This window comes from Paenimyroides ummariense (assembly GCF_900115115.1).
GTDB classification, from domain to species: Bacteria; Bacteroidota; Bacteroidia; order Flavobacteriales; family Flavobacteriaceae; genus Flavobacterium; species Flavobacterium ummariense.
In genome coordinates this window covers 159,217-185,082 of record NZ_FOVI01000003.1, presented here as the reverse complement: position 1 = coordinate 185,082, position 25,866 = coordinate 159,217, and the positions used below count along the sequence as shown (strand labels likewise).

The following is a 25,866-nucleotide window of genomic DNA, read 5'->3' as shown; positions in this document are numbered from 1 at the left end:
GTTAAACGACATTAAATAATTAAGGAGATGTAATTATAGTAAACACAACGCTTGTGACCGAATTGATTTATTAACTATTTAAAATTAAATTTTCTATGCTACTGTATAGAAATTCCTCGTTGCGGGGAAGTTATCGCAGCAACAAAAAAGATTTATGCCAGATGAAAGTTTAATCATTGAGAATGTTTTATTTAGCAAAAAAAATAGAATACTTATAACCAACATAATAAGCAATCTATCAGTTGAATGAGTGTTGATTTCAATTTTTAAAGTATTAAATTAAAATTAAGAAGCTGTTATATCAGTTTTTAAGTGCTTCATAATAACATGTCATACAATAAAAAATACCCTAAGAAAAATCAGAAGGGTATTATTATAATTTATTCTTTTATTTTTACCTCCAATTAAAACTAACCGTTTTTTTAATATCGGGATGCAGGCTTAAAAACACCGGACAAGTCATAGCGGCACGTTCTAAAATAATCCTTGATTTTTCATCATCTACCCCCTGCATATCCAATTCAACAATAATTTCACTAATTTTTCGTGGTTCAGCCTGCATAATTTTAGTAACATCAGCAGTAGATCCGTTAATATTAACATTCATTGCATTTGCCTTGATTCCCATTATACTTAGCATACAGGTTGCCAGCGAATTTGCAACCATATCGGTTGGAGAAAAAGCTTCGCCCTTGCCGTGATTATCCGTTGGGCCGTCGGTTAAAATTACTGTTCCAGACTGTAAATGTGTCGATTCTGTTCTTATATCGCCCTTATAAACTACTTTACTTGTGCTCATTATTTTGCTTCTTTAATGGTTAAATCTTTATCATACTGCAAAATGTAAACTGCGTTGTTGTAAACGCCGCCATTTTCATTTATGTAGGCAAATTTATTTTCGATTTGCTGCGAACCATAATCAAAAATATTAGAATTTTCGTCCGATTCAAACATTCTCGTGATAATATCGTACGTAACATCGTAACCGCGAGTTGCAAATCTGCTTGGATTTTTGCCGTAAACCGTTTTATATTCTTTTACAAATTTTTCTTTTTTATTGCTCGATGCATCGTTTGTTACAGATGGAAACGTATATTTTAACGCAATTAAATCGTTCATTTCTACATCAGACGATTCTAAAACATCTAATTTTTCTAACGATACCAACTGAATTTTAAATTCCTTTTGTAACGATTTCAAGGTGTTGATCAATTCTACCGTTGTTGTCAGTGAAGTAGCATCGTAAACTATGTAATTGGTTTCGGTTTCTGACAACAAATTCTTTAAAACCGTCGGGCTCACTTTTTCGTCTGTTGTTACACTCAAGGTTGTTATTGCAGGATAATTTGTGCTGAAATATTGGCTCGATGTTTTTTTACCGTCGGTAATCGCGACCACTCGTTCTTGTTTAGAAATAACGTATTCTAACATTTCTTTCTTAACAATTTCGGTATTTGGCATGGTATGAACCTGACGAGGAAACGGTTTACCCTTTTCGGTTGATAATGGTGATACAATAATAGTTTGCTGATTTTTAAAAGCTTCGGAAACCGCATCTACGTTCTTCTGAAAAAATGGTCCAATAATCACATCGGTTGCAGAAAAATCGAAATCGCCTTTTAACGTATTTACATCCAAAGCTCGATTTGTTTCTTTAGAATCGACAAATTTTATGTTTAAATTGTAATTTTTAGACTTCAAATCTTCGATAGCTAATTTAGCTCCCGAATAAAAATCCAACGTCATATTTAAAAAGACATCTTCTTTTATGCTTTGATTGATCGACGGATTATTAAAATTATTATTCGCAATATTAAACGGCAGCAATAGTACCAAATCTCTTGTAGATCCATCGTTAGATAAAGACAAATCAATTCCTTTTTTAACCGAAGTCGATGTATTTTCAATAGGTTTTGGAGCAGAATTATCATTAAACGGAACTTTCTCATAAGAGTATCCCACAATTAAAGTAGATCCATCTTTTAAACCATTTTTTAAATCAGGATTCCATTCCATTAACTGCTCTTGCGAAACATTGTTTGTTTTTGCAATATTGTAAATAGTCTGTTTTGGTTGAACAACTATAGTTTTTGGTTTTGTTTTTTTAGATGTATCGGTAGTCTGTGTTTTAACTTCGCCTGTCACAGGAATATTAATCGGCTGCCCTACTTTCAAACCGCTTTCTAACAAGCCCGGATTCAATTCATACAAAACAGAAACAGTGGTATTATTTTTAACAGCAATACCGTAAATAGTTTCGCCTTTTTCAACAATAACCGTAGTACTTGCAACATTTTTTATAGGTTGGTTATTATTTGAAACTGCTGTAGTATTTTTAGATGTAGTTTCTGCTAAATTTAAAAACTGACCAATTTTTAAACCATTTTCTTTTAAGCCCGGATTTAAATCGTACAGTTTTTCAATGGCAATATTGTATTGCTTTGAAATACCATAAACCGTTTCTTTTGCTTGAACCTGATGTTGAACAGACGATGTGGTTGGTATTTTAATAATCTGGTTTTCACTAACGCCGTCAACAGCTTCCGGATTCAGTAAAAACAACACATTATTTGTAGTATTGTATCTTTTTGCAATCTGCGTAATGGTTTCGCCTTTTGTTACCGTATGTGTTTTTGTAGCAGTCTGCGCAAACGAAACAGTCGCACAAAATAAGGTCGATAATGTAAAAAATAATCTTTTCATAGTAACAAATATAAAAACAAAAAGCGTTGGTTTCTATGTCGTTTTAATAATATTATGATATACTTTAAACTGAAATTAGTTTGTTATTTGAAATTTTAATTTCGATATTTAAAGATTGATTTTTTCTAAACACTTAGTAATTTAAAGACTTTATAATGAACAACAAAACGATTTATCACGAAAATAAAGAATTTAAAAATATTGATTATTCTGAGAAATCTTTGCGCGATAGAGAGTTTGCAAAATGTACGTTTATAAGCTGTAATTTTTCTAACAGCGATTTGCGCGACAATAATTTTGAAGATTGTGTGTTTGAAAACTGCAATTTTTCCATGACTTTAATTGGAAATGTAGGTCTAAGTAACGTTGTTTTTAGTAATTGTAAAATTTTGGGTGTTGATTTTACAAAATGCAGCAAATTTATGTTTTCGTTTAAGTTCGATAACTGCATGCTTGATTATAGTACTTTTTTTGGAACGAAATTAAAAGGAACATCTTTTGTAAAATGTTCGTTGAGGGAAGTAGATTTTTCTGAAAGCAATTTAACTTTTGCTAATTTTCAGGATGCTGATTTAACAGGCGCTCGATTTTCGAACACTGTTTTAGAAAAAGCCGATTTTAGAAATACCCGAAGCTTTTCAATTGATCCCGAATTTAACAAAATGAAAAATGCTAAATTTTCGGCTCATCAGTTAGAAAGCTTGTTACATAAATATAAGTTGGATATTGAAAACTAAAACCTCCAAGCTAAAATTCGACTCTTTTTATTGCCTTGCGCCATATCAATCACCTTGATTTCTTTGGCTGATTTTTTCAGTTCGATCTGTAATGGTTTCAAATGATCTTCGTTCGATATTAAAGTTGTAAACCAACCAACTTGCTTTTTAAAAATGGTGCTTTCTTTAATGTAGTTCTGCACAAACAATAATTCGCCGCCAGTACACCACAATTCATTGCTTTCACCTGAGAAATTATTAATCAGTTTTGGAGTTTTTCGTTTATCCAAGCCTTTTAACTTGCGAAGCGTTTGTGTTTCGGCTTCTTTTTTCGATTTAAAAAAGGGTGGATTACACATTACTGCATCAAAATAATCGTCTTTGGTAATAATTCCAGAAAGTATGTGTTTTTTATCAGACTGCAATCGTAATGCGATTTTAGAACCTAAATGCGGATTTCTATTGATGATTTCTTGAGCAATTGCTATTGATTTTGGTTCGATATCTGTTGCAACAAAATTCCAATTATAAACCGAACTTCCAATTAACGGATACACCAAACTTGCGCCCGTCCCAATATCTAAAATAGTAGTTTTGTGCGAATCATCAACCTTTAATAAATCAGCTAAATAATGAATATAATCTGCCCTACCCGGAATTGGTGGCACCAGATTTTGATTGGGAATATCCCAGAAATTCAACCCATAAAAATGTAACAACAATGCTTTGTTCAAAAGATACACCGCTTTTGGATTCGCAAACTGAACCGTATCAACTCCCTCACGATTCTTTACAATAAATTGCTTTAATTCAGGAACTTTTAAAATCAATTCCTGAAAATTATACGGTTTGTTGTGAAAACTACGAGGATGCAATTTATCTTTTGAATGATTCATTTAGAAACTATCTTATATAAAAACAGCCTTAAATTTAACTTTTAAGGCTGTTGTAATTATTTATTCCCACTCAATTGTTGCTGGTGGTTTAGAGCTAATATCGTAAGCAACGCGGTTAATTCCTTTAACTTCGTTAATAATTCGGTTCGAAACCAACTCTAAAAACTCGTAAGGTAATTTGCTCCAAGTTGCGGTCATAAAATCAATAGTGTTTGCAGAACGCACAACCGCCGTATATTCGTACGTACGCTCATCTCCCATTACTCCAACCGATTTTACAGGTAACAATACTACGAAAGCCTGCGAAACTTCGTCGTACAAATTATGATTGTAAAGCTCATCGATAAAAATCTGATCAGCTTCTTGTAAAATTCTAACTTTTTCGGCATCAACTTCACCTAAAACGCGGATTCCTAATCCTGGTCCTGGGAACGGATGACGGTAAACCAATTCGCGAGGAATTCCTAACTCAACACCAACTTTACGAACTTCGTCTTTAAACAATTCACGTAAAGGTTCTAACAACTGCAACTTCATGTGTTCTGGTAATCCGCCCACATTGTGATGCGATTTTATGGTTGCAGATGGTCCCTTTACCGACTGAGATTCAATAACATCAGGATAAATTGTTCCTTGCGCCAAGAACGAAGCATCATCAAATTTCTGAGATTCTTCATCGAAAACAGCTACGAAATCACGACCAATTGCTTTACGTTTTGCCTCAGGTTCATCGATTCCTTTCAAACTGTTCAAGAAACGTTCAGAAGCATCAACCATTTTAATGTTCATGTGGAAGTGCTTGCCGTAATTATCCATTACTTTTTTGCCTTCGTCTTTACGCAACAAACCTGTATCAACAAAAATACACGTTAACTGATCGCCAATGGCACGGTGAATTAAAACAGCCGCAACAGACGAATCAACGCCGCCAGATAGTCCTAAAATAACTTTTTTATCGCCAACAACTTCTTTAATTCTTTGAATTTCGGTTTCGATAAAATCTTTTAAAACCCAGTTTTTTTCTGCCTTACAGATATTAAAAACGAAGTTTTCTAACATTTTTGATCCAAATTCAGAATGCGTTACTTCCGGGTGAAACTGAACCGCAAAAATATTTCTGCTTTCGTTTGCCATTGCAGCAATCTCAATGTTCGATTTTCCTGAAACAACAAAACCTTCTGGAGCTTTCATTACTTCATCGAAATGGCTCATCCAAACCGTAGATTTTTCCGGAACGCCGTTAAACAAACTGTTTTGAGCTAAAACGGTTAAATCAGATTTTCCGTATTCGCCTTTTACACCTTTCTTAACTTCGCCACCTAAAAGATGCGAAATTAACTGCATTCCGTAACAAATTCCTAAAACAGGCACGCCCATTTCAAACAATTCTTTATCAACCAAAGCAGCTTCAGCTCCAAAAACCGAAGAAGGTCCGCCCGATAAAATAATTCCTGTTGGATTGTGTTTCTTAATTTCGGCAATTGGAGTATTGAAGGGAATAATTTCGGTGTAAACTCCAAATTCTCGAATTCGGCGTGCAATTAACTGATTGTATTGCGAACCAAAATCTAAAATAATAATACCTTGTGTCATTGTGTTGTGTATCTTTGTGCAAAAATACGCTAAATCTTGCATTTTTAAAATATATCCTCTGTTTTTTAGCCTAATTTTTTTTTGATTTGCTAATAATTGGAACTATTTTTGTTAAGTACATGATAAATTCAATTAAAAACAAACAGCTATGAAATGGGGTATTAAAACATTACAAGTGCTAATTATTACGCTTTTTTTTACTGCCTGTAAGAAAGATAATAAGGCAGTTGTTGTGATAGAACAACCACTTTTAGACACTATTTTCTGCAATACTTTTGAAGGAATTATTCCTTGTCCCGATTGTCCCGGTATTGAAAGTTCTATTAGAATTTATAAGGACAGTACCATTTCACGAACCGTTTATTATCAGGATAAAAACGAACTTCCAACAACTAAAGTAGGAACCTGGAAGTTAAATGACAGTGTTTTTACAGCGACTTTTGACCGTGAAAAGTTGTTTTTTAGAATTAAAGATTACGATAAAATTTTGCGTGTAGGCAGTGATTTAAAAGAAGTTACAGGCGAATTTGCGAATGATTATATCTTACACAAGAAAACAAAATTTAAACATCAATCTATCGAAGGAACTTACACTGTTGGCGACACGATTAATTTATACAATAAGTTAAAAATTAAACATTTAAAAAACGAGAAGTATAATTTAGAATTCACTCTTTTCAATAAGTTAGATTCTTTAACCAACTGCAAAACAAACTTAAACGCCAATTTAGATAAAGGAAATCAGCTGAATGCAGCTTTAAACAACGATGGAAATTTAAGGATTATTTTCACTAAAAAAGAAGCCCATGTGTTGTTTGAAAACATTTCTAAAGACTCTGTAAAGTTTAAATGTAACGATAGTTTGCGATTTGTTCCTTTTCAAGGATCGTATAAAAAAATAAAAAGCACTTTGTAATATATTGTGCCCTAAAAGTATTTAACTTTTTGGGCACAGTGTAAATTTATTCGGTTTATAATGATACTATTACGAATTGGAATACATTGGTTAAAATCCTAACAACTCCCCTGCTTCTTTTAAAATCAGCTCTTTTCTTTTTTTATCGAATTTAAAATGATCTAATAAAACCGGATTTTTAATTAATTCACGTACCAAAATACAATTTTTAGACAACAGAATTTGTTCTTCTTCTTTAGTCAAAGTGGTTAAACAAGTAATCGGATATAAGCCTTGTTGATCGGTTAAACGCTTAATGCTTCTATCTTCGGGATAATTCCAACTGATTAAATTTATATCATAACACTCTGCAAAAGCAATACTATCAGTTGTAAAAAATGCATTGGTAATTAAATATCCTTTTTGTGGTTTAAAAGGTCGGTTAAAAAAAGTAAAATCATTTTCCTTTACATCAATAAATCGTGATAGAAAATACATAGGTGTAGTTACACTTATCTTGGCATCAATATCGTTTCTAAACTTACATTCGCAAATTATATCTTCGTTTTTATTAGAAATAATCACATCTATTTCATGGTTTATGGTCGATTTCCCTGTTAAAGTCTGACTTGTAATGGTGTCATATCCTTGAACTTCGAAAATTTTTGCTACCCATTTTTCAAAGAAAAATCCTTCAGGTCCCAAATCTTGTAAAGCCCTTTTTAAACTATATCGCGCTGCTACAGACGATTTCGATTTTTTCAATAAATCAAACGCTTTCTGATACAATTCTTTGGTTGAAATACCATTGTAAAGTTCCTTTGTAATGGTATCACATACTTGATTAGCAACTTCGATGGTAGCACCAGAATTTACTAATGATCTATGCAAACTTTTTTCGTTAAACGGAACGGTTTCTCCCGATTGTTTTTTTATTTGAATACTCATTAAATACTATTCCTTTTTTGATAAACGTTCATGCACATACTCAATTTTTGTTTTACCGTGTGGTTTTGGATTTCCATCGGCATCTAAATTAACCATGGTGATTTTATCAACAGTAATAATAGTTTCATGAGTCATTTTATTGCGAACCTGACAGTTTAAAACTAAAGAAGTTGTTCCAAACTTTACCACATCCAATCCAATTTCGATAATATCGCCTTCTTTAGCCGATGCCATAAAATTAATTTCAGACATAAATTTTGTAACAACATGCGCATTTTCTAACTGAATAATGCTATATAAAGCAGCTTCTTCATCAATCCAAGCTAATAGTTTTCCGCCAAAAAGTGTTTTGTTGGGATTTAAATCTTCGGGTTTTACCCATTTTCGTGTATGAAATTTCATTGTGTTATTCTTTTCACTAAAAATAAAACAAAAAACGGAAAATGCTGCGAATATTGATAAAATATCAAAATCTCTGTTGCTTAAACCAAAATTTAATCTTCACAAAAATAATCCACAATAAAAAGTTCATCTTTTGTTTTTTTTCTAAATCTTAGTTGTATATTTGCATCATAAAATTTCGAGGAAAAATTTGACTGATTGCAACCTCTTTAAAAAAATGCTAAAGCAGAAAACTTCTTTAGTAAAAGCGTGCAATTTAGTTTCCTCATTAACATTTAATCTAAATTATGGCATATTTTTTTACATCAGAATCTGTAAGTGAAGGGCATCCTGATAAAATTGCAGATCAAATTTCAGACGCATTAATTGACAACTTTTTAGCTTTTGACGAAAATTCAAAGGTTGCTTGTGAAACTTTGGTTACTACGGGTCAGGTTATTTTGGCTGGCGAAGTAAAATCGAACACTTATTTAGATGTTCAGCAAATTGCGCGTGATGTAATCAAAAAAATTGGTTACACAAAAAGCGAATATATGTTCGATGCGAATTCATGTGGAATTTTATCGGCAATTCATGAACAATCTGCAGATATCAACCAAGGAGTTGACAAAGCAAATAAAGAAGAACAAGGTGCGGGCGATCAAGGTATCATGTTTGGTTACGCTACAACAGAAACCGAAGATTATATGCCTTTGGCTTTAGATTTATCGCACAAATTATTGCAGGAATTAGCAGAATTACGCAGGGAAAACAACGAAATTACCTATTTACGTCCCGATGCTAAATCTCAGGTTACGTTGGAATATGACGATGATAACAAACCAAAACGTGTGGTAACGATTGTTTTATCAACTCAGCACGATGATTTTGTAAAGCCTGAAAACAATTCTGTCGAGGCGAAAAACACAGCAGAAAAAACAATGCAGGATCAAATTAAAAAAGATATTGTGTCAATTTTAATTCCTCGTTTATTAAAGAAATATCCGCAATATCAGCCTTATTTCAACCAAGAAATAACCTATCATATAAACCCAACTGGTGTTTTCATTATTGGCGGACCTCACGGCGATACAGGTTTAACAGGCAGAAAAATTATTGTTGATACCTACGGTGGTAAAGGTGCGCACGGTGGTGGAGCTTTTTCTGGGAAAGATCCAAGTAAAGTTGATCGTTCGGCAGCTTATGCTGCAAGATACATTGCGAAAAATTTAGTTGCTGCGGGTGTTGCAGACGAATTGTTGGTTCAGGTTTCTTATGCTATCGGAATTGCAGAACCAATGGGTGTTTTCGTAAATACTTACGGAACAGCAAAAGTAAATTTAACTGATGGTGAAATTGCAGATAAATTACAGCAATTGTTTGATTTACGTCCGTATCATATCGAACAAACGTTGAAATTAAGAAAGCCTATTTACAGTGAAACCGCTGCTTACGGACACATGGGTCGTAAAAATGAGGTTGTTAATAAAACTTTTAAAAACCCGAACGGTGAAGAAAAAACTATTGAGGTAGAATTGTTTACTTGGGAAAAGTTAGATAAAATCGATGCTGTAAAACAAGCTTTTAACTTATAATCGATACCATATAAATTTTTAACGAAAGTCGCTTTTAATATTTTTTTAAAAGCGACTTTTTATTTCGATCGATTTATAAAATATTTCATTTTTTTTAAATACTTTAGTTGTAAAGTTGTACAAAGAAAAATTATGATTGATAAAGTTATTGTTGGTAGTGAAGAATGGTGTTCATTGCCAGAATTAAAGGTACCTGCGATAAAAGTTCGAGTAGATTCTGGTGCAAAAACTTCCGCATTACATGCCGAACAAATTACACCTTTCGATAAAAACGGAGAAACCTGGGTGCGTTTTGTTATCCATCCTATCCAAAGAAATGTAAAAAATTCTATTGTTTGTGAAGCTAAAGTAATTGATAAACGCATTGTAAAAAGCAGCACGGGTACGCGCGAAAGTCGATACGTTATTAATACCGAAATATCGCTTGGTGAAAAATCGTGGGTTATTGAATTAACGTTGACAAATCGTGATTCAATGGGTTTTCGTATGCTTTTGGGTCGTGAAGCTATGACTGGAAAAATTATTGTGGATCCAGACGAACGTTTTAAATTCGGCGTAGTTACTCCGGAGAAAATCAAAGAATATTACAATACAACCAATATAGAAAAACACGGTTTACGCATTGGTTTGCTGGCAAGTAATCCCGATTTATATTCGAACAAGCGAATTATTGAAGCCGGCGAATTGCGTGGACATGAAATGCACTTCTTGAATATCAAGCATTGTTATATGAAATTAGATGCGCACCAGCCAGAAATTCATTATCGTGGCGGACGCATTTTGAACGATTTTGATGCGATCATTCCAAGAATTCGTCCAAGCATGACATATTACGGTTGTTCACTTATCCGTCATTTTGAATCGTTAAAAGTATTTAGTTTGAATAATGCAACATCTATCACGCAATCGCGCGATAAACTGTATTCACTACAAATGCTTTTAAATCACGGTGTTGATATTCCTACAACAGGTTTCGCTAATTCACCGTTAGATACCAACGATTTAATAAATATGGTAGGTGGATCGCCCTTAATTGTTAAGTTGTTAGAAGGAACACAAGGAAAAGGTGTGGTTTTGGCTGAAACAAAAAAGGCTGCAGAATCTGTAATCAATGCCTTTAAAAGTGTTGGGGCAAACATTCTAGTACAAGAATTTATTAAAGAAGCCAACGGAAAAGATTTGCGTTTATTTGTGGTCGACGGAAAAGTGGTTGCTGCCATGCAGCGTGAAGCTTTACCAGGAGAATTTAGAGCAAATATTCATTTAGGAGGAAAGGCATCAATAGTAAAAGTTACTGCCGAAGAGAAAAAAATTGCCATAAAAGCAGCAAAAGCAATGAATTTAAAAGTTGCCGGTGTGGACATAATACGCTCATCTAAAGGACCTTTGCTGTTAGAAGTAAATTCTTCTCCCGGATTGGAAGGAATTGAAGGTGCAACTGGCAAGGATATTGCAGGGGAAATGATAAAAGCCATAGAAAAGAACTTTAAATGGCTTAACCTTTAATCTAAAATTTAATTTTTAAAAACATGAAAAAGATTGTTTATTTATTTACACTTGTATTAGTAACATTTTCAGCAATGGCACAAAACAACAACAACAGCATTACTCCACAGGTTAACGTGAACGGCGAAGGTTCGGTAAAAATTAAGCCGGATTATGCCGTAATAACAATGGGTGCAGAAATTAAAGATCTTGATTCGGCAAAGGCAAAAAAACAGAACGATGAAATTATTGCCAAAATGATTCAGGTAATCAAAAAAAGTAATGTTGCAGAAAAAGATTATCAAACACAACGTGTAAATCTTTACAAAACAAGAGAATATCAAGAGAAAAAAGATTATTTCGTAGCAAGTCAAACCATTACTATTACCTTAAGAAATTTGGACAATTACGAAAAATTAATGGCTGATTTAATGGCTGCTGGAGCAAATACGATTAACGGAGTTGAATTTAAATCGACACAAACAGAAAAAGTTGCAACAGAAATTAGAGCAAAAGCAGTTCTTAACGCTAAGAAAAAAGCCGAAGATTATGCAAGTGCTTTAAACCAAACGATCGGGAAAGCATTAATCATCAGCGATCAGTCTATGGTAAACAATCCTAGAGTTTATATGATGAAAACTGCAATGGCTGATGAATCTGCAGGAATGGATCAAACATTGGCTGTTGGCGAAATTGAAATTTCAACCAACGTAAATGTTGTTTTTGAATTAAAGTAAAACTAAACATAATTATACCACATAGATACATAGTTAAATAAGTTATTTATGCTCTTAAGCAAAATCTAACTAACTATGTTTCTATGTGTTTTATGATTTCAAGTTCAAATAAAAATTTTAAATTGTTTCAATTTTTATGAACCCATCAAAAGAGTTATGGATTACTAAATTTTTTAAATTAAGTAATCCATCTTTTTTTATTAATCAAACCGAAGAAGAATTTTACGAAAACATTCGTAAAACAGGCTTTATATACGGTTTTACAACAAAATCCATCCAACCGGTTTTTAATTCGTTCGATCTAACACACGAAGAATATGCAAAAATTGTTTTGTTGGAAGCTTTGTATGGAACTTTTGTTCAAACAAAAAATGAAACTGATTTTAAAGAATTTACCAAAAACGCCGAAGATTTCTACAAAAAAATGGGCGAAGCTAAAACAGAATCTTACTTTTCTTTTATAAAATTTGAATCTAAAAAAGCTTTTGCATCGCTTGAGAAAATTCTGAACGAACGCACTACTCGATCGTCTAATTATTTGGATAAAACATTTTCGCATCATTTATCGAATTTTTTAATTTTTACAGATGTTCTTTGTTTTAAGCGATATTTATTGAACGAAACCGAAATCTTGAACTATTACAAGTATCTGGAACAAACTATTTCTCATTTGGTAATGATTAGTTTCAACCAAAAACAGAATGTTTCAAAATACGATGTGAAGTTGCAGGAAGTTTTAAGCAGCTCATTAAAATATGCTTCGTTAAAAAACTTCGATACCCAACTTTCTACTTTGGATTTGTGGAATATTAAAACGTTTTACGGCAAAGCTTACATTTATGATATTGCCCTGATGGTTTTATGGAACGATGAAAAAATTGATCAAAAAGAGTTTAAATTCATTCTTCAACTACAAAATTTATTAGGTTTACAAAAAGATTTTACTAAAAGATCTTTAACCGATATGGTTTCTTTTATTGAAAACAATAGAAGTGAAATTCCGTATTTTCAATTCTCACATCCATTAAAAAAATTATATAAAAACACCCACAAAACAGTTGCTTTACTGATCAAACGAAACAAAAAAAGTTTAATTAAAGAATTAGAAAACAACAAATTACTCATGCAATTGGTAGTAAAGGCAACTTACACCAACCTTTCAGACAAAGAAAAAATACAACTAAAAAATCAGTTTATAGAATTGGGTAAAACGGTTCCGGCATTTACTATTTTCTTAATTCCGGGTGGAAGTTTACTATTACCAATTTTAATAAAACTGCTACCGGAATTGATACCTAATTCGTTTAATGAGAATAAGTAGGCAGATTTCATTAACATATTTTCATAAATTTGTTGGTTTGTAATTAAAACCAACCCGGTGCGTAAATTAGTAGTACTTACTTTATTTTCATTGTTTTTTGCTGTATCGTGCAAAAAGCCGGCGAATGTTTACGACCATATTTTAATCCACAAAAAAGTTACTGACAGCAATTACAAAACTTTTACTTTAGACGAGTTGTATTATTGTTTGCTGTACAATATTCAGTTTGCAGAACAGCCCGATAAAGCTAAAAATCAAATCGCTTATTACGAAAATCAATCACTGAGTAAAAGTGATTCTATCGATATTTATCGAGCAAATAATCTGCAGATTTTTTTAAATTCTGATTTAAATTCAATCGAAACCAGAAATCAACGTCTGTTTAAATCAGCTACTTATTTTGAAAATCAGAACAATTTATACGATGCCTATTTATCAAACTATTTAATTGCACAATACTACTTTAATACACAAAATTTTCAACTTGCCGAAAACCATGCGTACAAAGCCATAGAAAATCTTGGAACTAAAAATAAAGAATATGCCTTTGAAAAAGCTTCAACTTTTGTTTTAATCAGCAATATTCATTACAATCAAAAAAAATATACTGCTGCATTTAATGTTTTGAAGAATTATGATGTTTTATCTGACTATTTCAATAAAAAATTAATTGTTCAACAAAAAATTAATTCATTACAAAGTACTTACATAAATAATTATGCAGTTATCGGAAACAAAATAGGGAAAATATCTTTAAAACAAACTATTGCCGATTTAAAAACAGCATATAATTTAGCTTCGTTTTCTAAAAAACCGGATAATCGACAAAAAATAACGGCTCTGCATAATTTAATTCATTATAAAATTGAGGCTAAAGATTTAGACAGTTTAGACAATTATGTTGATCAATTTAGGCAAAGTAAGCCAAGTGCGGCACGTATTCCCATAATGCAGGTAAATTTTGCAACAATTGGCGACTATCTTTTAAAAATCAAGAAAGATACCATTGCGGCAAAGCATTTTCAGAAAGAACTTTTATTAGAAAACGAACAAAAATTTAAAAACCTGTATTTAGAGAAACGTATTTTAGAGCAGATCATGCAAAATACCGATTCTACTTCGGTTGAACTGAACAATCACTATTTAAATGTAATCAGTAAAATTCAAAAAGAAAACGATAACAAACTGAATATCAACCAGAAAGTTATTTATGAAAATCACGAATTAGTCCGAAAAAATGAAAAGCTTAAACGCGAAATTTTTTACATTGTTGCCATTATTTTAAGTGTTTCAATTATTTCTTTACTGGTTATTTACAGCATTATTCAAAAAATCAATCTAAAAAAAATACAGCTTCGTAACAATTATATCGAACAAGATACAAAAGCCCTTGAAGTTACGCTGACCTATAAAAACAATATTGAAAACAAGCTGAACAACAACAAAAAGCAGATTTTTATGGAGTTGCATGATAATATTGTGAACAAGTTGTTTTCTACCCGATTTTTACTGCATAAAGATTTTATAAAACCCGAAAGTTTGCAGATTGCAAAAAATACCGTTTTAGAAGTAAAAAGCAGTCTGCTTGAAATTTGCGATAATTACAACGAAATAAATAATTTGTTTGAAAAAGATTCGTTTCATCACATGATTATAGAACTAATTGAAAATCAACCAAATAATATTATTGAATTTGATTATGATCTGGATTTATCAATAGAGTGGTTTAAAACACATCCAAAAGTCCGCTTTCATTTGTACCGAATTTTACAGGAATTGTTGCAAAATATTCATAAACATTCATCGGCAACCAAAGCAACTGTAGAGATCTATCAGGAAAATTCAAACATAACACTGATTGTTTTTGATAACGGTAAAGGCTTTAAAAAAACCGCTAAAAAAGGACTTGGAATTAATAACATTCAAAATCGTTTAAAAGAAATCAATGGAAATCTAACTATTGATTCAACAAAAGGAACTCAATTTACTATTACCGTTAACTTATAATTTATGCATTTAATTAAAAAACATATACTTTTTTTACTTGTTATTTGTCTTTTTACGGCATGTAACAACAAAAAAGTGTACAAAAATGCAAATTATAAAATTGACAGTATTACTATGCGCAAGAATTATAATAGTGAATACGAAGCCGATCCGTACAATTTAAAAAAAGTGCATTCGCTGTATATGAAAGAAACCGACAGTATTCTTTTAGGCATTAATCACCAATTGTACAGCACTTATCTGGTAAAAAATAATAAATTCGACAGTGCATATTATTACTTAACCCTTGCTAACAATCTGTTTAAAAATAATGACCGAAAAAAATTCTTTAATTCCATTAGAAAGGTTTCGTTAACAAACCGGATTGATCTTTTGGCACATTCTAAGATCGAAATGGAAAAATTAAAGGAAATTCCGCTTGAAGATGAAAACGTTAAACAGCTATACATTGATGTTTTTAGTCTGCCGATTTTAAAACAATCCGATTCGGATCAGTACGAAACAAAAATCAACCGTTTCATAAATATCGACGACGCGAATAATAAAATTGTTAAACGAGGTACATTGATTGAGAATTACCTTACCGGCGAGATTAACAAGTATCTTATTACAAAAGCAGATTATGATAAAATTATTGTTCGATCAACCGCAAGAATTAATGAACTTTTAAAGGAAAATAGAACAAATGAAGATTTGTTTTTTACCAATTTATTTTACAATATTTATGCTAAAATTGAAATAAGAGATCGTAGCATTTCTAACGATTTTGCGCATTATAAAGCTAATTTAGCAACGGCACCTACAAAAGAAAGCGAGGTTTTGTACTATTATTTAAAAGCAAAACAGTTTCAAACAACATCATTAAAAGATTCTGTACTTTATAATTTTTCAAAAGCTTTACAAGTTAGCAAGCAAACAGATAATTTCATTTACGAACATCAGCTTTTACAGCTTTTATTGGCAACAGATAATTTTAATACTAACAAATATACCAATGATTATATTAAGATTAACGATTCACTGCTTACCTACAAAAACTATGTAAACGATTTTATTTTTGCCACGAATTCAAACTTTTTAAAGCTAAAATCCGAACAACAATCCATTCAAAAACAGAATTTAAGCATCACAGCTTTTACCTTTATTTTGTTGTTTTCTGTTGTGCTGTACTATTTTATTTACAGAAACATTAAAAACAGACAATTAGCCAGAAAGCACCGTGAATATCTTAATGAAAAAACGCAGATGTACAAATATTTGATTGAAATTAAGGAACAAATGGATGCGTCAATCTTGAATGAAAACAATCGAACGAAGCAACTTATCAGTACAAATGCATTATCAAAAATTGATGATTTATTGGTTGATTTTGATAAATTAGAGATTAATTTGGATCAACTTCAGGAAAAAATTAAAGAAGTAGAAGATGCCGCACGAGCTATTTCGCACACCATTTCCGAAACAAATTACACAATAGTTGATATAGCTTACATTATTAACGATATTAAAAAGCAGTATGCAAATTTCATTAAAATTGAAACTTTTATAGACAACACCATAATTTTGAGCGATTTGGAGTTTAAAACGCTGTTGCGAATTATGCTTTTTACTTATAAATTGATCGATAAAATTAAATACAAGGAAGAATTAACTTGTTTTCTATCGATTTACAAATCTAAAAACAAAAGTACTTACAAGATCTGGATCAATAAATCTATTAATTTAAATGAAGATCAACTGACTTTTTTAAACGATAGATCTATCAATTTTGAATTGAATAAGGATAATCAAGAAACTACCGTTTTAATTTATATTAGTTAATTTTCTAATTGATTTAAAACATCTTTTATTGAAATTTCGATTTGATCATTAAACCACAAATGTCCGTTTTTTACATATAAATTAGTATCAAAATTATTTGTAAACAATCCTCCAGTTCCCAAACCTTGCGGCATATTATTTTCCAACGTAAAGGTCCATTGTGCAATGGCATTTAAACCAATATTACTTTCTAAAGCAGAAGTTACCCACCAACCTATACCTAATTTTTGGGCAATATCGATCCATTCTTGCGATCCTTTAAAGCCACCCACCAAACTTGGCTTTAAAATGATGTATTGCGGCTTAATTTTTAGCAATAGATTTTCTTTATCCTGCAATTTTGTAACACCAATTAATTCTTCATCTAACGCAATAGGAATTGAAGTTGTTTTACACAGATCTGCCATACTGTCATATTGATTTTGTTTAATAGGTTGCTCAATACTATGTATTTTATATTCAGCTAATTGATTTATTTTACCTAAAGTATCAATAGAACTAAAACCACCATTAGCATCGACTCTAATTTCGATCATTTCAGGTAAAAAATCTCTTCGAATTCCAGAAATTAAATTTAATTCTTCATTGAAATCAATCGCTCCGATTTTGATTTTTATACAGTTAAATCCGTTTGAAATCTTCTCGGTAATTTGTTGCTTCATAAATTCGGGTGAACCCATCCAAACCAAACCATTTATTGGTATTGCTTTTGTACTTTCTGTAAATCTTGAAGAAAACAACACAAATGGATTATTACTTTGCAACGATAAAAATGCTTGCTCAACCCCAAACTGAATCGATGGCCATTCCCTTAACTCATTCCAAAGCACATCAACACCTAAATAAATATTATCGCACACCCATTTCAATTTGTCCGAATAATCCAATCGATCATCATAACTCAACCCTCGAAACAAACCACACTCACCTATTCCAATTTTATCATTATCTTGAATAATTAGGAAATAAGTTTCTTTGGTATTCATGATACCTCGTGATGTTCCGGATGCCTGTTTAAAGTTTAATATATATTTTTTAAATGTTGCTTTCATAACTTAGTTTTCGATTTTTTTCCTAATCTAAAAAAAATGCCTGTTATCAATGAGCTAATTATATATATAAATACATCATAAGTAAAAACACCTTTTAAATCTCCTGACATTAAAGCAAATGTTACACAAATACCAAAAACAGATATACCTATCAATATAATTTTTTTGAGAGAAATTGATATAGTTTCTTCTTGTAAAGACTTAAATATAAGAGCGTAAAAAGCATACGTTGGTAAAGAAAATACAAAACCGAAAAGAAAACCTATCGCTAGTAATTCAATACTTTCATTATGAAGTATTTTAGTTAAAAGCAAAGGTAAAAGCAAAGTTGCAGACCAATGTTTAAATAAATAATTCCATTGCATTTTTGTTTCATTATATTGTTTTTTTGGAAAGAAACTGTCTGAATTTATTTTTCCTGCTATTTCGAACTCCTTTTATAATCAAATATGTAAATACTATTGAGAAGCTGAAACAAGTTCAGCTTGACAAAAAAGGAAAGATTAAGACATTTGCCTAATATCATTAAACTTCCATTGAATTACCCACAGGCAATAAAATCAGTTCTTTGTGTTTATTGGCAAATTTCTGTTTTGCTACTTCATGGTCAATTTTTATGTATCCGAATGTATCGTAATGATATCCCAAAACAGTGGTAACTTCTAAAAATTCGGCTGCAATGGCAGCATCATCAACATCCATTGTAAAATTATCGCCAATTGGTAAAATAGCTAAATCTAAAGGATTTCGCATAGAAATCAACTTCATATCGTACGTTAACGCAGTATCTCCGGCAATGTACACATTCTTATTATCGGCTTCGATTACAAAACCACCTGGTTGTCCGCCATAAGTTCCATCGGGAAAACTGCTTGAATGAATCGCATTTACATATTTTACTTTACCAAAATTAAACTGCCAAGATCCGCCGTGATTCATTGGATGTGTTTTAAAACCTTTAGCTTCATAATAACCCGCAATTTCAGCGTTCGATACAATAGTTGCACCCGTATTTTTTGCAATGGTTTCAACATCTAAAATATGGTCGCCGTGCGCATGCGTAATTAAGATATAATCGGCTTTTAAAGAATTAAGATCGATATGCTTTGCCAGTTCGTTAGCCGAAATAAAAGGATCTACGATGATGCTTGTTCCGTTCACTTCAATTCCTAATGACGCATGTCCGTAATAAGTTATTTTCATAGTTTTAATTTAAAATTATAGCAATTGAGAATAATAAAGATATAAAAAATGTGGTTAAGGCAATGCGTTTTAACTCGGGATCTAAATCTCGCGGATTTTTTGTTTTTGCTACAACTCCGATATTTTTAAACAGCGGAATCAATGCCAAAACATACGCAAACTGATACCATTTTGTGAAACTTCCTATAGCATAAGTATTAAACAAGATGATCGATGCAATAATTAGAAAAAAGTGATACGTTTTTGCTTTATTATAACCCATTTTTACCACCAGCGTATTTTTATTCATGGCGGCATCGTTTTCAATATCGCGCATATTGTTCATATTCAGTACCGCTGTACTTAAAAAACCTACGGCAAATGCAGGAAAAAGCACTTTTAAATCTAACCAATGCGTGTATAAATAATAACTGCCCAATGTGCTAACCAAACCAAAAAACACAAATACAAAAACATCGCCCAAGCCACGGTATCCGTAAGCCGATGAACCAACTGTGTATTTAATTGCTGCACCAATACAAGCAACTGCCAAAACCAGATAAATAATTGCTTCTACAAAATTTTCTTTACCAAACGAAAAATAAACAACGGCAACCGAAGAAATCATACCTAAAACAGCTGTGATGATGATTGCCCTTTTCATTGCTTCTTTTTTAATTTCACCGCTTTGAATGGCACGTTGTGGTCCTACCCTGTTTTCGTTATCTGTTCCTTTAACAGCATCGCCATAATCGTTTGCGTAATTAGATAGTACCTGAAAAAACAAGGTTGTAAGCAAACACAAACCGAAAATAAGCCAGAATTTTGAGTGCGACGGAACTGCCTGATACGCACAAGCACTACCTAAAATAATTCCCGAAACAGATAACGGCAAGGTGCGTAAACGCGCGGCTTTAATCCATTTTTTCATGCAGATGTGTATTTACGAATTGAGTAATCGTTGAAAAAACAAGTTCTTTTTGTTCTTTGTGAGCAGTGTGTTTTGCGTTTGATACAATTAATTTTTCGACAATTCCAGATGACTTATCAAACGCATTTACCTGATTCATAGATCCAAATTCATCAAATTCGCCTTGAATAACTAATGTAGGAACAGTGATTTTTGGAATAAAATGTTCGATATTCCAAGTTTGATGTTCATCTGAAAGCCATGTTTTTGTCCAAGCGTAGTATAAATCATAAACTTTATCGCCATGATATTTTTGTAATGCTTTAGCGATTTGAGTTGTTTTCAAAATATTTTCGGCTTCCACAATTCCTTTTAGCGTTTCGGGTTCAATCAACACATGAACACCTTCAATAATCAGTAATTCCAGATCATTTGGAAACATTCCTGCAAAAATGGTAGCAACCGAAGCTCCGTCTGAAAACCCGAACAAAATAGGTTTTTCAATTTGCCAATAATTTAAGAGATCCTTTAAAATATCCGCTTCCTGTTCCAAATAATTAATTGGTCTTTTAACGGTATAATTGTCCGATTTTCCGTAACCACGTCGATCATACGCAATTACATTACATTTTAATTCCTTTGCCAATTCCTCTGGCCATTCACGCCATAAAAACGTGCAACCTAATGAATCGTGCAATAAAATAATGGTATTTCGTGGGTTTTCTACTTCCCACTTTTTAAAATATATGTTCGATGTTTGTATAAAAACAGTTTGTTCGTGCAAACGTATTACATCCATGAATGTTTGTTTTTTTCTATTTTATAAAGAATTTCGTTAACCATTTGCTGTAGGATATAGAAATCGTAATAATACAAGGTAACTATGCCGGCAGCAGTGTACAAATTTAACGAACCTATTTGTCTTTTCTCTTGAAAATAACTTTGAGAAATGGAAACTTTTTGAATTTTATCGATTGGAAGATAAGTGGTAGAAATATCCCAAATTCCGCTTTTAAGAATTACAAAATCATCTTTAAAAACCATCTTTTCGTTTTTATATCCCATGTAAATTAAGAGACAACCCAAAATAAAAAACGGCAGAATAACCCAACTAAAAAGTAAAGAATCGGTAAAATATAATATTGTTAATGCAATGATTGCAGGGATACAAAGTATCGCTATTTTAATTACTAAAACTCGAATATGAGGTTTGTATCCGCTCTTTAAATCACTCAAATTTTTACTAAAAACAACATTGAATAATGTATTTAATTCCAAATAATTAGCTCCAGGAATAATTAATCCCTTTTTCTTTTGATTATTTTCGTTTGATTCGACTTGCTTGATTTTAACTTCGAACAAATTCATAAGTTTTTGAAAGTAGTTTTGCTGAAACTGAAACATTTGCACTTTGTTTGCAGGAATCGAAATAATATGCGAATCTGTTAAACCATAAGACGCTGTAAGATGCTTGTCTTTTAAATTTATCTGATAGTTGTAGTAAGTTAGTAAGGTTCTTGCCAAATTGAAAATCACCACCAAAGCTATCAATCCAAAAAAGATCGCAACACCTACCAAACCTAAATATTGATCATACGACGCTTCAAAAATATCATCATAAACAGACGCATCATCTTTATAGAAAAAATCTTGTAACTGATCAATTATCTGAAACGAGAAGGCAATCAATAAACCGAATGTTTGCAGGTAATTACGTGTTAATCCGATTTTTATCAGACTGATCAAACTTATTTTTATTTTATCATTTGGCTGATCTTCAATTATTACTTGTTGACTTTCATCTGATAAAATAGTTGTTGATTCCTGATTTGTTTCAACCGAAGAAGTCAGCACGTCTTTCAATGCCAAAGCTTTTTGAAAATCAATTCCGTTGATTTCAATTTCGGTAGATGAGCTTCCGGCGGTATCGATATTCACCAAATAAAGTCCGATAATTTTGTGTGTAAACTTCTGATTTAGATTAACTTCGTGTATTTTATCGAGCTTTACAACCGTTGTAGATTTGTTTAACCAACCTTTTTTAATAATTAGTTCATCGCCAACAACCTGATACGAAAAATAGAAGTAATTGATTAATTTTGTTACAAAGGTCGCCAGAATAATCACACCAATAACCGCAAAAAAGTACCAACTTTTAAATTCGCGTTTTACCACCATTAAAGCAATTATAGGCCATGCAGCACGAGCAACCGTGTACAATGTAGTTCCTAAAACTAAAAACAGGGCTTTTTTGTCGAGTTTATTTGGAAGCGAAAAGTTATGACTGATTTTCTGACTCATCGTTTAACTCTTGAATGCGGTTCATTAAAAAACTTTTCCATCTTTCGGCTTCTTCCAAAGTAAGTCCTGGAATTGAAATATCCGAGAAATTATTAGCTGCTGTGTACATTACCAAGGTTGCCAACCCTAACTTTTTAGCATACCAACCTTGCTTTATAACCACATGCTGCAAACGAATGTAAGGTGAAATATGTGTAGATTTAAAGATTAATCCTTTCTTAAAAAGTACATCGTGCTGGCGAAAAGCATATTTCTTTTTTTTGTAAGATAATAACGGCAATAAAACCAACAAACCAGTAAGTACAAGAATTGGAACAATTGCATAAAATTTTTCGATTTCATCAATCAGAAAAAACAAAGCAACACAAACTCCAACACCTAAAACTAAAGTAACCAGTGAATTAAGTAGTACTATTTTTTTATAATTATTGTGTAAACCTGAAAATGTAATTTCCTGATATTGTGGAACTTCATCCAGTTCAACTAAAGTATTTTCGAACATAAGTTTTAATTTGTTTAAAGAGTATTATCTCTTTAAGTAATAATGGTAAAGTTAATAAAATTAAGTGTATTTTATTTAATATCGTTCACATTATAGCACAAAAAAAGAGTTCAACATCACGCTGAACTCCTTTAATTTTATTTAGAAATAAACATTATTTCTTTTTAATATAAGTTGCAATTACTTTATTATTTGCATCTAATAATTGCAGTTGATCTTTTTTAATTTGAATTGATTTTGCAGTACCAAACGGAACGCTGTAAATTAAATGCTTCATTTCTTCGCCGCAATAACGCATGGTTGACATTCCTTTATCAAAACTTACTTTATTGTTTGAAACGTTAAATTCGCCTCCTTGACCGTTACAACCATCGCTTGCACCGTAATTAGCATCTTGAAACGATAAAACCAATTCTTTTTGCTCATCGGTTGGAACAAAATCTCTATTTTGAACATCTAATCTTTTTAAAACCCAAGAAGTGTTATTAAGTGTATTCTTAATTTCTTCTGAAGTTGCTTTTTTAGAATCAAAATTTTGCGAACTTCCGCAAGCAGTTATTCCTAACGTAAAAACGGATACCAATGCTATTGTGACAATTTTTTTCATTTGATTTTTATTTCAAATATACTACTTTTTCTTCTTTAAACTGAAACCATAAGCTAAACGAAGCGCAATTTGATCGGTTTCATAATCGCTATAATGTTCATATCGCACACTAGCGTCTAAAAATTTGTTGGCAAACCCGAAAACAGGTGCTAAAATTAACGAGTTATCAATATTTCCATTAACTCCAAACGCAGCACCGGCTTCGCCCATTAAGTAAAACTGATTTCCAAGAAAATATTTAAAACCTAATTTTGCAGGTACAAATCCAACTTCTTCAGGTTTTGCAAATAGGTGTGTATACCCCGATGTTAATGTTATAGATGTTTTTTGAGTAAAATCGTACTGTGCACGGGCATCAATTCCAACGCTTCCGTCATAAGCACCATCGGTAGGAAATCCACCATTTAAACCAAATCCCAATCTAAATCCTTTGTTGTATTCTGTTTGACTAAATGCTGCCGAACCTATAAATAAAGTTGCAACAGCGGTATAAAAAATCTTTTTCATAATTTCTATCTTTTTTAAGTAAGAAGTACTCAACTGTTATGCCATTCCTGATTTTATATAAATATCTTTGCAAAAAAAATTGATGGATCTTAAAAAATATACCCAAGAATTCGGTTATAATTTTAAATTGGCATACCCGATTATCCTAGCAATGTTGGGGCATACCGTTGTAGGAATTGTTGATAATATTATGGTTGGAAAAATTGGTGCTACAGAATTGGCTGCTGCATCGCTTGCCAATAGTTTTATATTCATTGCATTATCTGTAGGTGTGGGATTTTCCACAGCAATAACTCCTTTAATAGCTGCATCAGACACTGAAAATGATACAGTTAAAGGTAGAAATATTTTTATAAACGGTGTGTTTTTGTGTACGCTTTTAGGTTTGATATTGTTCGCATTGCTGTTCTTTTTAAAACCATTTATCGATTTAATGAATCAGCCTGCAGATGTTACCCAAATGGCAAAACCGTTTTTAGATGTGGTGGCACTTTCGTTGATTCCGTTGGTTATGTATCAAGGTTTTAAGCAATTTGCCGACGGAAAATCGCAAACAAAATATTCTATGCATGCCACCATTATAGCCAATTTAGTTAATGTGCTTTTTAACTATCTTTTAATTTATGGTGTGTGGATTTTCCCCGAAATGGGTATGATGGGTGCTGCTTATGGCACACTTATTTCGCGTATTGCCATGCTGGTGTATTTTATTGTGGTTATGTATCGTTTAGATATTTTTACGCCATATTTAAAGAACATTTCGTTAAAAGAAATCAATTTAAAAACATCAAAATACATTGCAAGTATTGGTATTCCGTCGTCTATGCAGTCTTTGTTTGAAGTCGCTTTGTTTACCGGAGCCGTTTGGATTTCGGGTATGTTGGGTACTACCTCGCAAGCTGCAAACCAAATTGCGCTTTCAATGGCATCTATGACTTTCATGTTTGCATCGGGCTTAAGTGTTGCAGGAATGATACGTGTTGGAAACCAAAAAGGCTTGAAAGATTACGTTAAAATGGAAACTGTAGCAAAATCAATCATGTTAATGACGTTTATTCTTTATTCTGGATTTGCATTATTTTTTATGATTTTTCATAATTACATTCCGTTGCTATTCTTGAATAATAACGATCCGAATCAATTAGTAATGAATCAACAAGTGATAGAAATAGCAGGAAAACTATTGTTGATTGCAGCCATTTTTCAGATTTCAGACGGAATTCAAGTAACAGCTTTAGGTGCTTTAAGAGGCTTACAAGATGTAAATTTACCAATGGTTATTACCTTTATTTCTTATTGGGTAATCGGATTTCCACTATGCATTTATCTGGCATTGTACACACCTTTAAAAGCCGAAGGTATTTGGTACGGATTATTGGGTGGTTTAACGGTAGCCGCAATTTTTTCGTATCTTCGCTTCAATTTCATGGCAAAAAAATACATTAACAATAACATTAAAATTTAAACAATGGATTTACCAAAATTTGTTTTAGCCGATAACACCGATTTCCCCGATAATTTATTTGTGATACATTTAGAATATCCTCGTTTTATTATTGATTTAGAAACAGAAGATATTGAATTTTTAGAAGAATTAGACGAATCTGAAGAAGTAGAAATTAAAGAAGAAATGGATCGTTTGATTGATTTAGCTGGCGAATTCTACGAAAGAGAAATTACCCGTTTTGCTGAAGAGGAATAAAAAAA

At 32.0% G+C, this 25,866-nt stretch carries 25 protein-coding genes; 10 read left to right on the top strand and 15 right to left on the bottom strand.

The genetic code is table 11. The features are described 5' to 3' along the window. Positions 1–394: 394 nt before the first annotated feature. Positions 395–799: an OsmC family protein gene (locus tag BM253_RS03795; RefSeq protein WP_091519398.1), complete on the bottom strand. Its 405-nt coding sequence runs from the start codon at positions 797–799 to the stop codon at positions 395–397. Continuing rightward, the gene (locus BM253_RS03790) at positions 799–2,703 is read right to left on the bottom strand and encodes a LysM peptidoglycan-binding domain-containing protein (protein ID WP_091519395.1); all 1,905 of its coding nucleotides are present in this window, start codon (positions 2,701–2,703) and stop codon (positions 799–801) included. Before BM253_RS03790 ends, BM253_RS03795 begins: the two co-directional genes overlap by 1 nt. 155 nt (positions 2,704–2,858) lie before the next feature. Here BM253_RS03790 and BM253_RS03785 point away from each other — a divergent pair, with 155 nt between their 5' ends. Continuing rightward, positions 2,859–3,440 carry a pentapeptide repeat-containing protein gene (locus tag BM253_RS03785; protein ID WP_091519391.1) on the top strand — a complete coding sequence of 194 codons (582 nt, stop codon included), beginning with the start codon at positions 2,859–2,861 and terminating at the stop codon, positions 3,438–3,440. Here the strand turns inward: BM253_RS03785 and rlmF are convergent. Both rlmF and guaA read right to left on the bottom strand, forming a co-directional pair. Then, positions 3,437–4,315: a 23S rRNA (adenine(1618)-N(6))-methyltransferase RlmF gene (gene rlmF / locus BM253_RS03780; RefSeq protein WP_091519388.1), complete on the bottom strand. Its 879-nt coding sequence runs from the start codon at positions 4,313–4,315 to the stop codon at positions 3,437–3,439. The two genes, BM253_RS03785 and rlmF, sit on opposite strands and share 4 nt — an antisense overlap. 60 nt (positions 4,316–4,375) lie before the next feature. Next, positions 4,376–5,908, bottom strand: a complete 1,533-nt coding sequence (gene guaA, locus BM253_RS03775) for a glutamine-hydrolyzing GMP synthase (protein WP_091519385.1) — start codon at positions 5,906–5,908, stop codon at positions 4,376–4,378. A gap of 148 nt (positions 5,909–6,056) precedes the next feature. Between guaA and BM253_RS03770 the strand changes: the two genes are divergently transcribed. After that, positions 6,057–6,824 (top strand): copper resistance protein NlpE N-terminal domain-containing protein, encoded by a 768-nt coding sequence (locus BM253_RS03770; protein ID WP_091519382.1) that lies wholly within the window; start codon positions 6,057–6,059, stop codon positions 6,822–6,824. 90 nt (positions 6,825–6,914) lie between these two features. Here BM253_RS03770 and BM253_RS03765 read toward each other — a convergent pair whose 3' ends face one another. Both BM253_RS03765 and BM253_RS03760 read right to left on the bottom strand, forming a co-directional pair. After that, positions 6,915–7,751, bottom strand: a complete 837-nt coding sequence (locus BM253_RS03765; RefSeq protein WP_245758441.1) for a restriction endonuclease — start codon at positions 7,749–7,751, stop codon at positions 6,915–6,917. A gap of 6 nt (positions 7,752–7,757) precedes the next feature. Then, positions 7,758–8,153: an acyl-CoA thioesterase gene (locus tag BM253_RS03760; RefSeq protein WP_091519378.1), complete on the bottom strand. Its 396-nt coding sequence runs from the start codon at positions 8,151–8,153 to the stop codon at positions 7,758–7,760. Positions 8,154–8,440: 287 nt separating this feature from the next. On the opposite strand from BM253_RS03760, the gene metK reads away from it, so the two are divergent. From metK to BM253_RS03730, 6 genes are all read left to right on the top strand, one after another. After that, complete coding sequence (metK, locus tag BM253_RS03755; RefSeq protein ID WP_091519375.1) at positions 8,441–9,727, top strand: methionine adenosyltransferase; 1,287 nt, start codon at positions 8,441–8,443, stop codon at positions 9,725–9,727. Positions 9,728–9,859: 132 nt separating this feature from the next. Continuing rightward, positions 9,860–11,233: a 30S ribosomal protein S6--L-glutamate ligase gene (rimK, locus tag BM253_RS03750; protein WP_091519372.1), complete on the top strand. Its 1,374-nt coding sequence runs from the start codon at positions 9,860–9,862 to the stop codon at positions 11,231–11,233. A 23-nt stretch (positions 11,234–11,256) separates the two neighbouring features. Further along, positions 11,257–11,949, top strand: a complete 693-nt coding sequence (locus tag BM253_RS03745; RefSeq protein WP_091519369.1) for an SIMPL domain-containing protein — start codon at positions 11,257–11,259, stop codon at positions 11,947–11,949. Positions 11,950–12,085: 136 nt separating this feature from the next. Further along, positions 12,086–13,270, top strand: a complete 1,185-nt coding sequence (locus tag BM253_RS03740; protein ID WP_091519367.1) for an LETM1-related biofilm-associated protein — start codon at positions 12,086–12,088, stop codon at positions 13,268–13,270. A 57-nt stretch (positions 13,271–13,327) separates the two neighbouring features. Further along, the gene (locus BM253_RS03735) at positions 13,328–15,277 is read left to right on the top strand and encodes a sensor histidine kinase (RefSeq protein ID WP_091519364.1); all 1,950 of its coding nucleotides are present in this window, start codon (positions 13,328–13,330) and stop codon (positions 15,275–15,277) included. Between the two features lie 114 nt (positions 15,278–15,391). Continuing rightward, positions 15,392–17,098 carry a hypothetical protein gene (locus tag BM253_RS03730; protein ID WP_143095578.1) on the top strand — a complete coding sequence of 569 codons (1,707 nt, stop codon included), beginning with the start codon at positions 15,392–15,394 and terminating at the stop codon, positions 17,096–17,098. On the opposite strand, the gene BM253_RS03725 is transcribed toward BM253_RS03730, so the two are convergent. The 9 genes from BM253_RS03725 to BM253_RS03685 all read right to left on the bottom strand — a co-directional run bounded on the left by BM253_RS03725 (position 17,095) and on the right by BM253_RS03685 (position 24,159). Continuing rightward, positions 17,095–18,150, bottom strand: coding sequence for an o-succinylbenzoate synthase (locus BM253_RS03725; RefSeq protein ID WP_091519356.1), 1,056 nt, complete (start codon positions 18,148–18,150; stop codon positions 17,095–17,097). The two genes, BM253_RS03730 and BM253_RS03725, sit on opposite strands and share 4 nt — an antisense overlap. Beyond that, positions 18,147–18,515: a hypothetical protein gene (locus BM253_RS03720; RefSeq protein ID WP_091519353.1), complete on the bottom strand. Its 369-nt coding sequence runs from the start codon at positions 18,513–18,515 to the stop codon at positions 18,147–18,149. Before BM253_RS03720 ends, BM253_RS03725 begins: the two co-directional genes overlap by 4 nt. 160 nt (positions 18,516–18,675) lie before the next feature. Then, a complete protein-coding gene (locus BM253_RS03715) occupies positions 18,676–19,353 on the bottom strand; it encodes a metal-dependent hydrolase (protein ID WP_091519348.1) in 678 nt (225 codons plus the stop codon). A gap of 4 nt (positions 19,354–19,357) precedes the next feature. Continuing rightward, positions 19,358–20,263 carry a 1,4-dihydroxy-2-naphthoate polyprenyltransferase gene (locus BM253_RS03710; RefSeq protein WP_091519344.1) on the bottom strand — a complete coding sequence of 302 codons (906 nt, stop codon included), beginning with the start codon at positions 20,261–20,263 and terminating at the stop codon, positions 19,358–19,360. Next, the gene (locus tag BM253_RS03705; RefSeq protein WP_091519341.1) at positions 20,247–21,041 is read right to left on the bottom strand and encodes an alpha/beta fold hydrolase; all 795 of its coding nucleotides are present in this window, start codon (positions 21,039–21,041) and stop codon (positions 20,247–20,249) included. Before BM253_RS03705 ends, BM253_RS03710 begins: the two co-directional genes overlap by 17 nt. Beyond that, positions 21,032–22,543, bottom strand: coding sequence for a PH domain-containing protein (locus BM253_RS03700; protein ID WP_091519339.1), 1,512 nt, complete (start codon positions 22,541–22,543; stop codon positions 21,032–21,034). Before BM253_RS03700 ends, BM253_RS03705 begins: the two co-directional genes overlap by 10 nt. Then, positions 22,521–23,045, bottom strand: a complete 525-nt coding sequence (locus BM253_RS03695; RefSeq protein WP_091519336.1) for a PH domain-containing protein — start codon at positions 23,043–23,045, stop codon at positions 22,521–22,523. The genes BM253_RS03700 and BM253_RS03695 overlap by 23 nt, the downstream gene beginning before the upstream one ends. Positions 23,046–23,199: 154 nt before the next feature. Continuing rightward, positions 23,200–23,652: an META domain-containing protein gene (locus tag BM253_RS03690; RefSeq protein WP_091519332.1), complete on the bottom strand. Its 453-nt coding sequence runs from the start codon at positions 23,650–23,652 to the stop codon at positions 23,200–23,202. A 21-nt stretch (positions 23,653–23,673) separates the two neighbouring features. Beyond that, positions 23,674–24,159, bottom strand: coding sequence for a hypothetical protein (locus BM253_RS03685; RefSeq protein ID WP_091519329.1), 486 nt, complete (start codon positions 24,157–24,159; stop codon positions 23,674–23,676). Between the two features lie 82 nt (positions 24,160–24,241). Between BM253_RS03685 and BM253_RS03680 the strand changes: the two genes are divergently transcribed. After that, positions 24,242–25,624 carry an MATE family efflux transporter gene (locus BM253_RS03680; protein ID WP_091519326.1) on the top strand — a complete coding sequence of 461 codons (1,383 nt, stop codon included), beginning with the start codon at positions 24,242–24,244 and terminating at the stop codon, positions 25,622–25,624. Between the two features lie 3 nt (positions 25,625–25,627). Continuing rightward, positions 25,628–25,861 carry a hypothetical protein gene (locus tag BM253_RS03675; protein WP_091519324.1) on the top strand — a complete coding sequence of 78 codons (234 nt, stop codon included), beginning with the start codon at positions 25,628–25,630 and terminating at the stop codon, positions 25,859–25,861. The last annotated feature ends 5 nt before the right edge of the window (positions 25,862–25,866 follow it).

Coding starts and splice junctions, on each gene's coding strand:
- BM253_RS03740 (WP_091519367.1), top strand. CDS start 12,086: ATGAACCCATCAAAAGAGTTATGGATTACTAAATTTTTTAAATTAAGT.
- BM253_RS03770 (WP_091519382.1), top strand. CDS start 6,057: ATGAAATGGGGTATTAAAACATTACAAGTGCTAATTATTACGCTTTTT.
- BM253_RS03730 (WP_143095578.1), top strand. CDS start 15,392: ATGCGCAAGAATTATAATAGTGAATACGAAGCCGATCCGTACAATTTA.
- metK (WP_091519375.1), top strand. CDS start 8,441: ATGGCATATTTTTTTACATCAGAATCTGTAAGTGAAGGGCATCCTGAT.
- BM253_RS03720 (WP_091519353.1), bottom strand. CDS start 18,515: ATGCAATGGAATTATTTATTTAAACATTGGTCTGCAACTTTGCTTTTA.
- BM253_RS03710 (WP_091519344.1), bottom strand. CDS start 20,263: ATGAAAAAATGGATTAAAGCCGCGCGTTTACGCACCTTGCCGTTATCT.
- BM253_RS03695 (WP_091519336.1), bottom strand. CDS start 23,045: ATGTTCGAAAATACTTTAGTTGAACTGGATGAAGTTCCACAATATCAG.
- BM253_RS03675 (WP_091519324.1), top strand. CDS start 25,628: ATGGATTTACCAAAATTTGTTTTAGCCGATAACACCGATTTCCCCGAT.
- BM253_RS03680 (WP_091519326.1), top strand. CDS start 24,242: ATGGATCTTAAAAAATATACCCAAGAATTCGGTTATAATTTTAAATTG.
- BM253_RS03705 (WP_091519341.1), bottom strand. CDS start 21,041: ATGGATGTAATACGTTTGCACGAACAAACTGTTTTTATACAAACATCG.
- BM253_RS03685 (WP_091519329.1), bottom strand. CDS start 24,159: ATGAAAAAGATTTTTTATACCGCTGTTGCAACTTTATTTATAGGTTCG.
- BM253_RS03785 (WP_091519391.1), top strand. CDS start 2,859: ATGAACAACAAAACGATTTATCACGAAAATAAAGAATTTAAAAATATT.
- BM253_RS03725 (WP_091519356.1), bottom strand. CDS start 18,150: ATGAAAGCAACATTTAAAAAATATATATTAAACTTTAAACAGGCATCC.
- BM253_RS03700 (WP_091519339.1), bottom strand. CDS start 22,543: ATGAGTCAGAAAATCAGTCATAACTTTTCGCTTCCAAATAAACTCGAC.
- BM253_RS03690 (WP_091519332.1), bottom strand. CDS start 23,652: ATGAAAAAAATTGTCACAATAGCATTGGTATCCGTTTTTACGTTAGGA.
- rlmF (WP_091519388.1), bottom strand. CDS start 4,315: ATGAATCATTCAAAAGATAAATTGCATCCTCGTAGTTTTCACAACAAA.
- BM253_RS03790 (WP_091519395.1), bottom strand. CDS start 2,703: ATGAAAAGATTATTTTTTACATTATCGACCTTATTTTGTGCGACTGTT.
- BM253_RS03715 (WP_091519348.1), bottom strand. CDS start 19,353: ATGAAAATAACTTATTACGGACATGCGTCATTAGGAATTGAAGTGAAC.
- rimK (WP_091519372.1), top strand. CDS start 9,860: ATGATTGATAAAGTTATTGTTGGTAGTGAAGAATGGTGTTCATTGCCA.
- BM253_RS03795 (WP_091519398.1), bottom strand. CDS start 799: ATGAGCACAAGTAAAGTAGTTTATAAGGGCGATATAAGAACAGAATCG.
- BM253_RS03745 (WP_091519369.1), top strand. CDS start 11,257: ATGAAAAAGATTGTTTATTTATTTACACTTGTATTAGTAACATTTTCA.
- guaA (WP_091519385.1), bottom strand. CDS start 5,908: ATGACACAAGGTATTATTATTTTAGATTTTGGTTCGCAATACAATCAG.
- BM253_RS03760 (WP_091519378.1), bottom strand. CDS start 8,153: ATGAAATTTCATACACGAAAATGGGTAAAACCCGAAGATTTAAATCCC.
- BM253_RS03765 (WP_245758441.1), bottom strand. CDS start 7,751: ATGAGTATTCAAATAAAAAAACAATCGGGAGAAACCGTTCCGTTTAAC.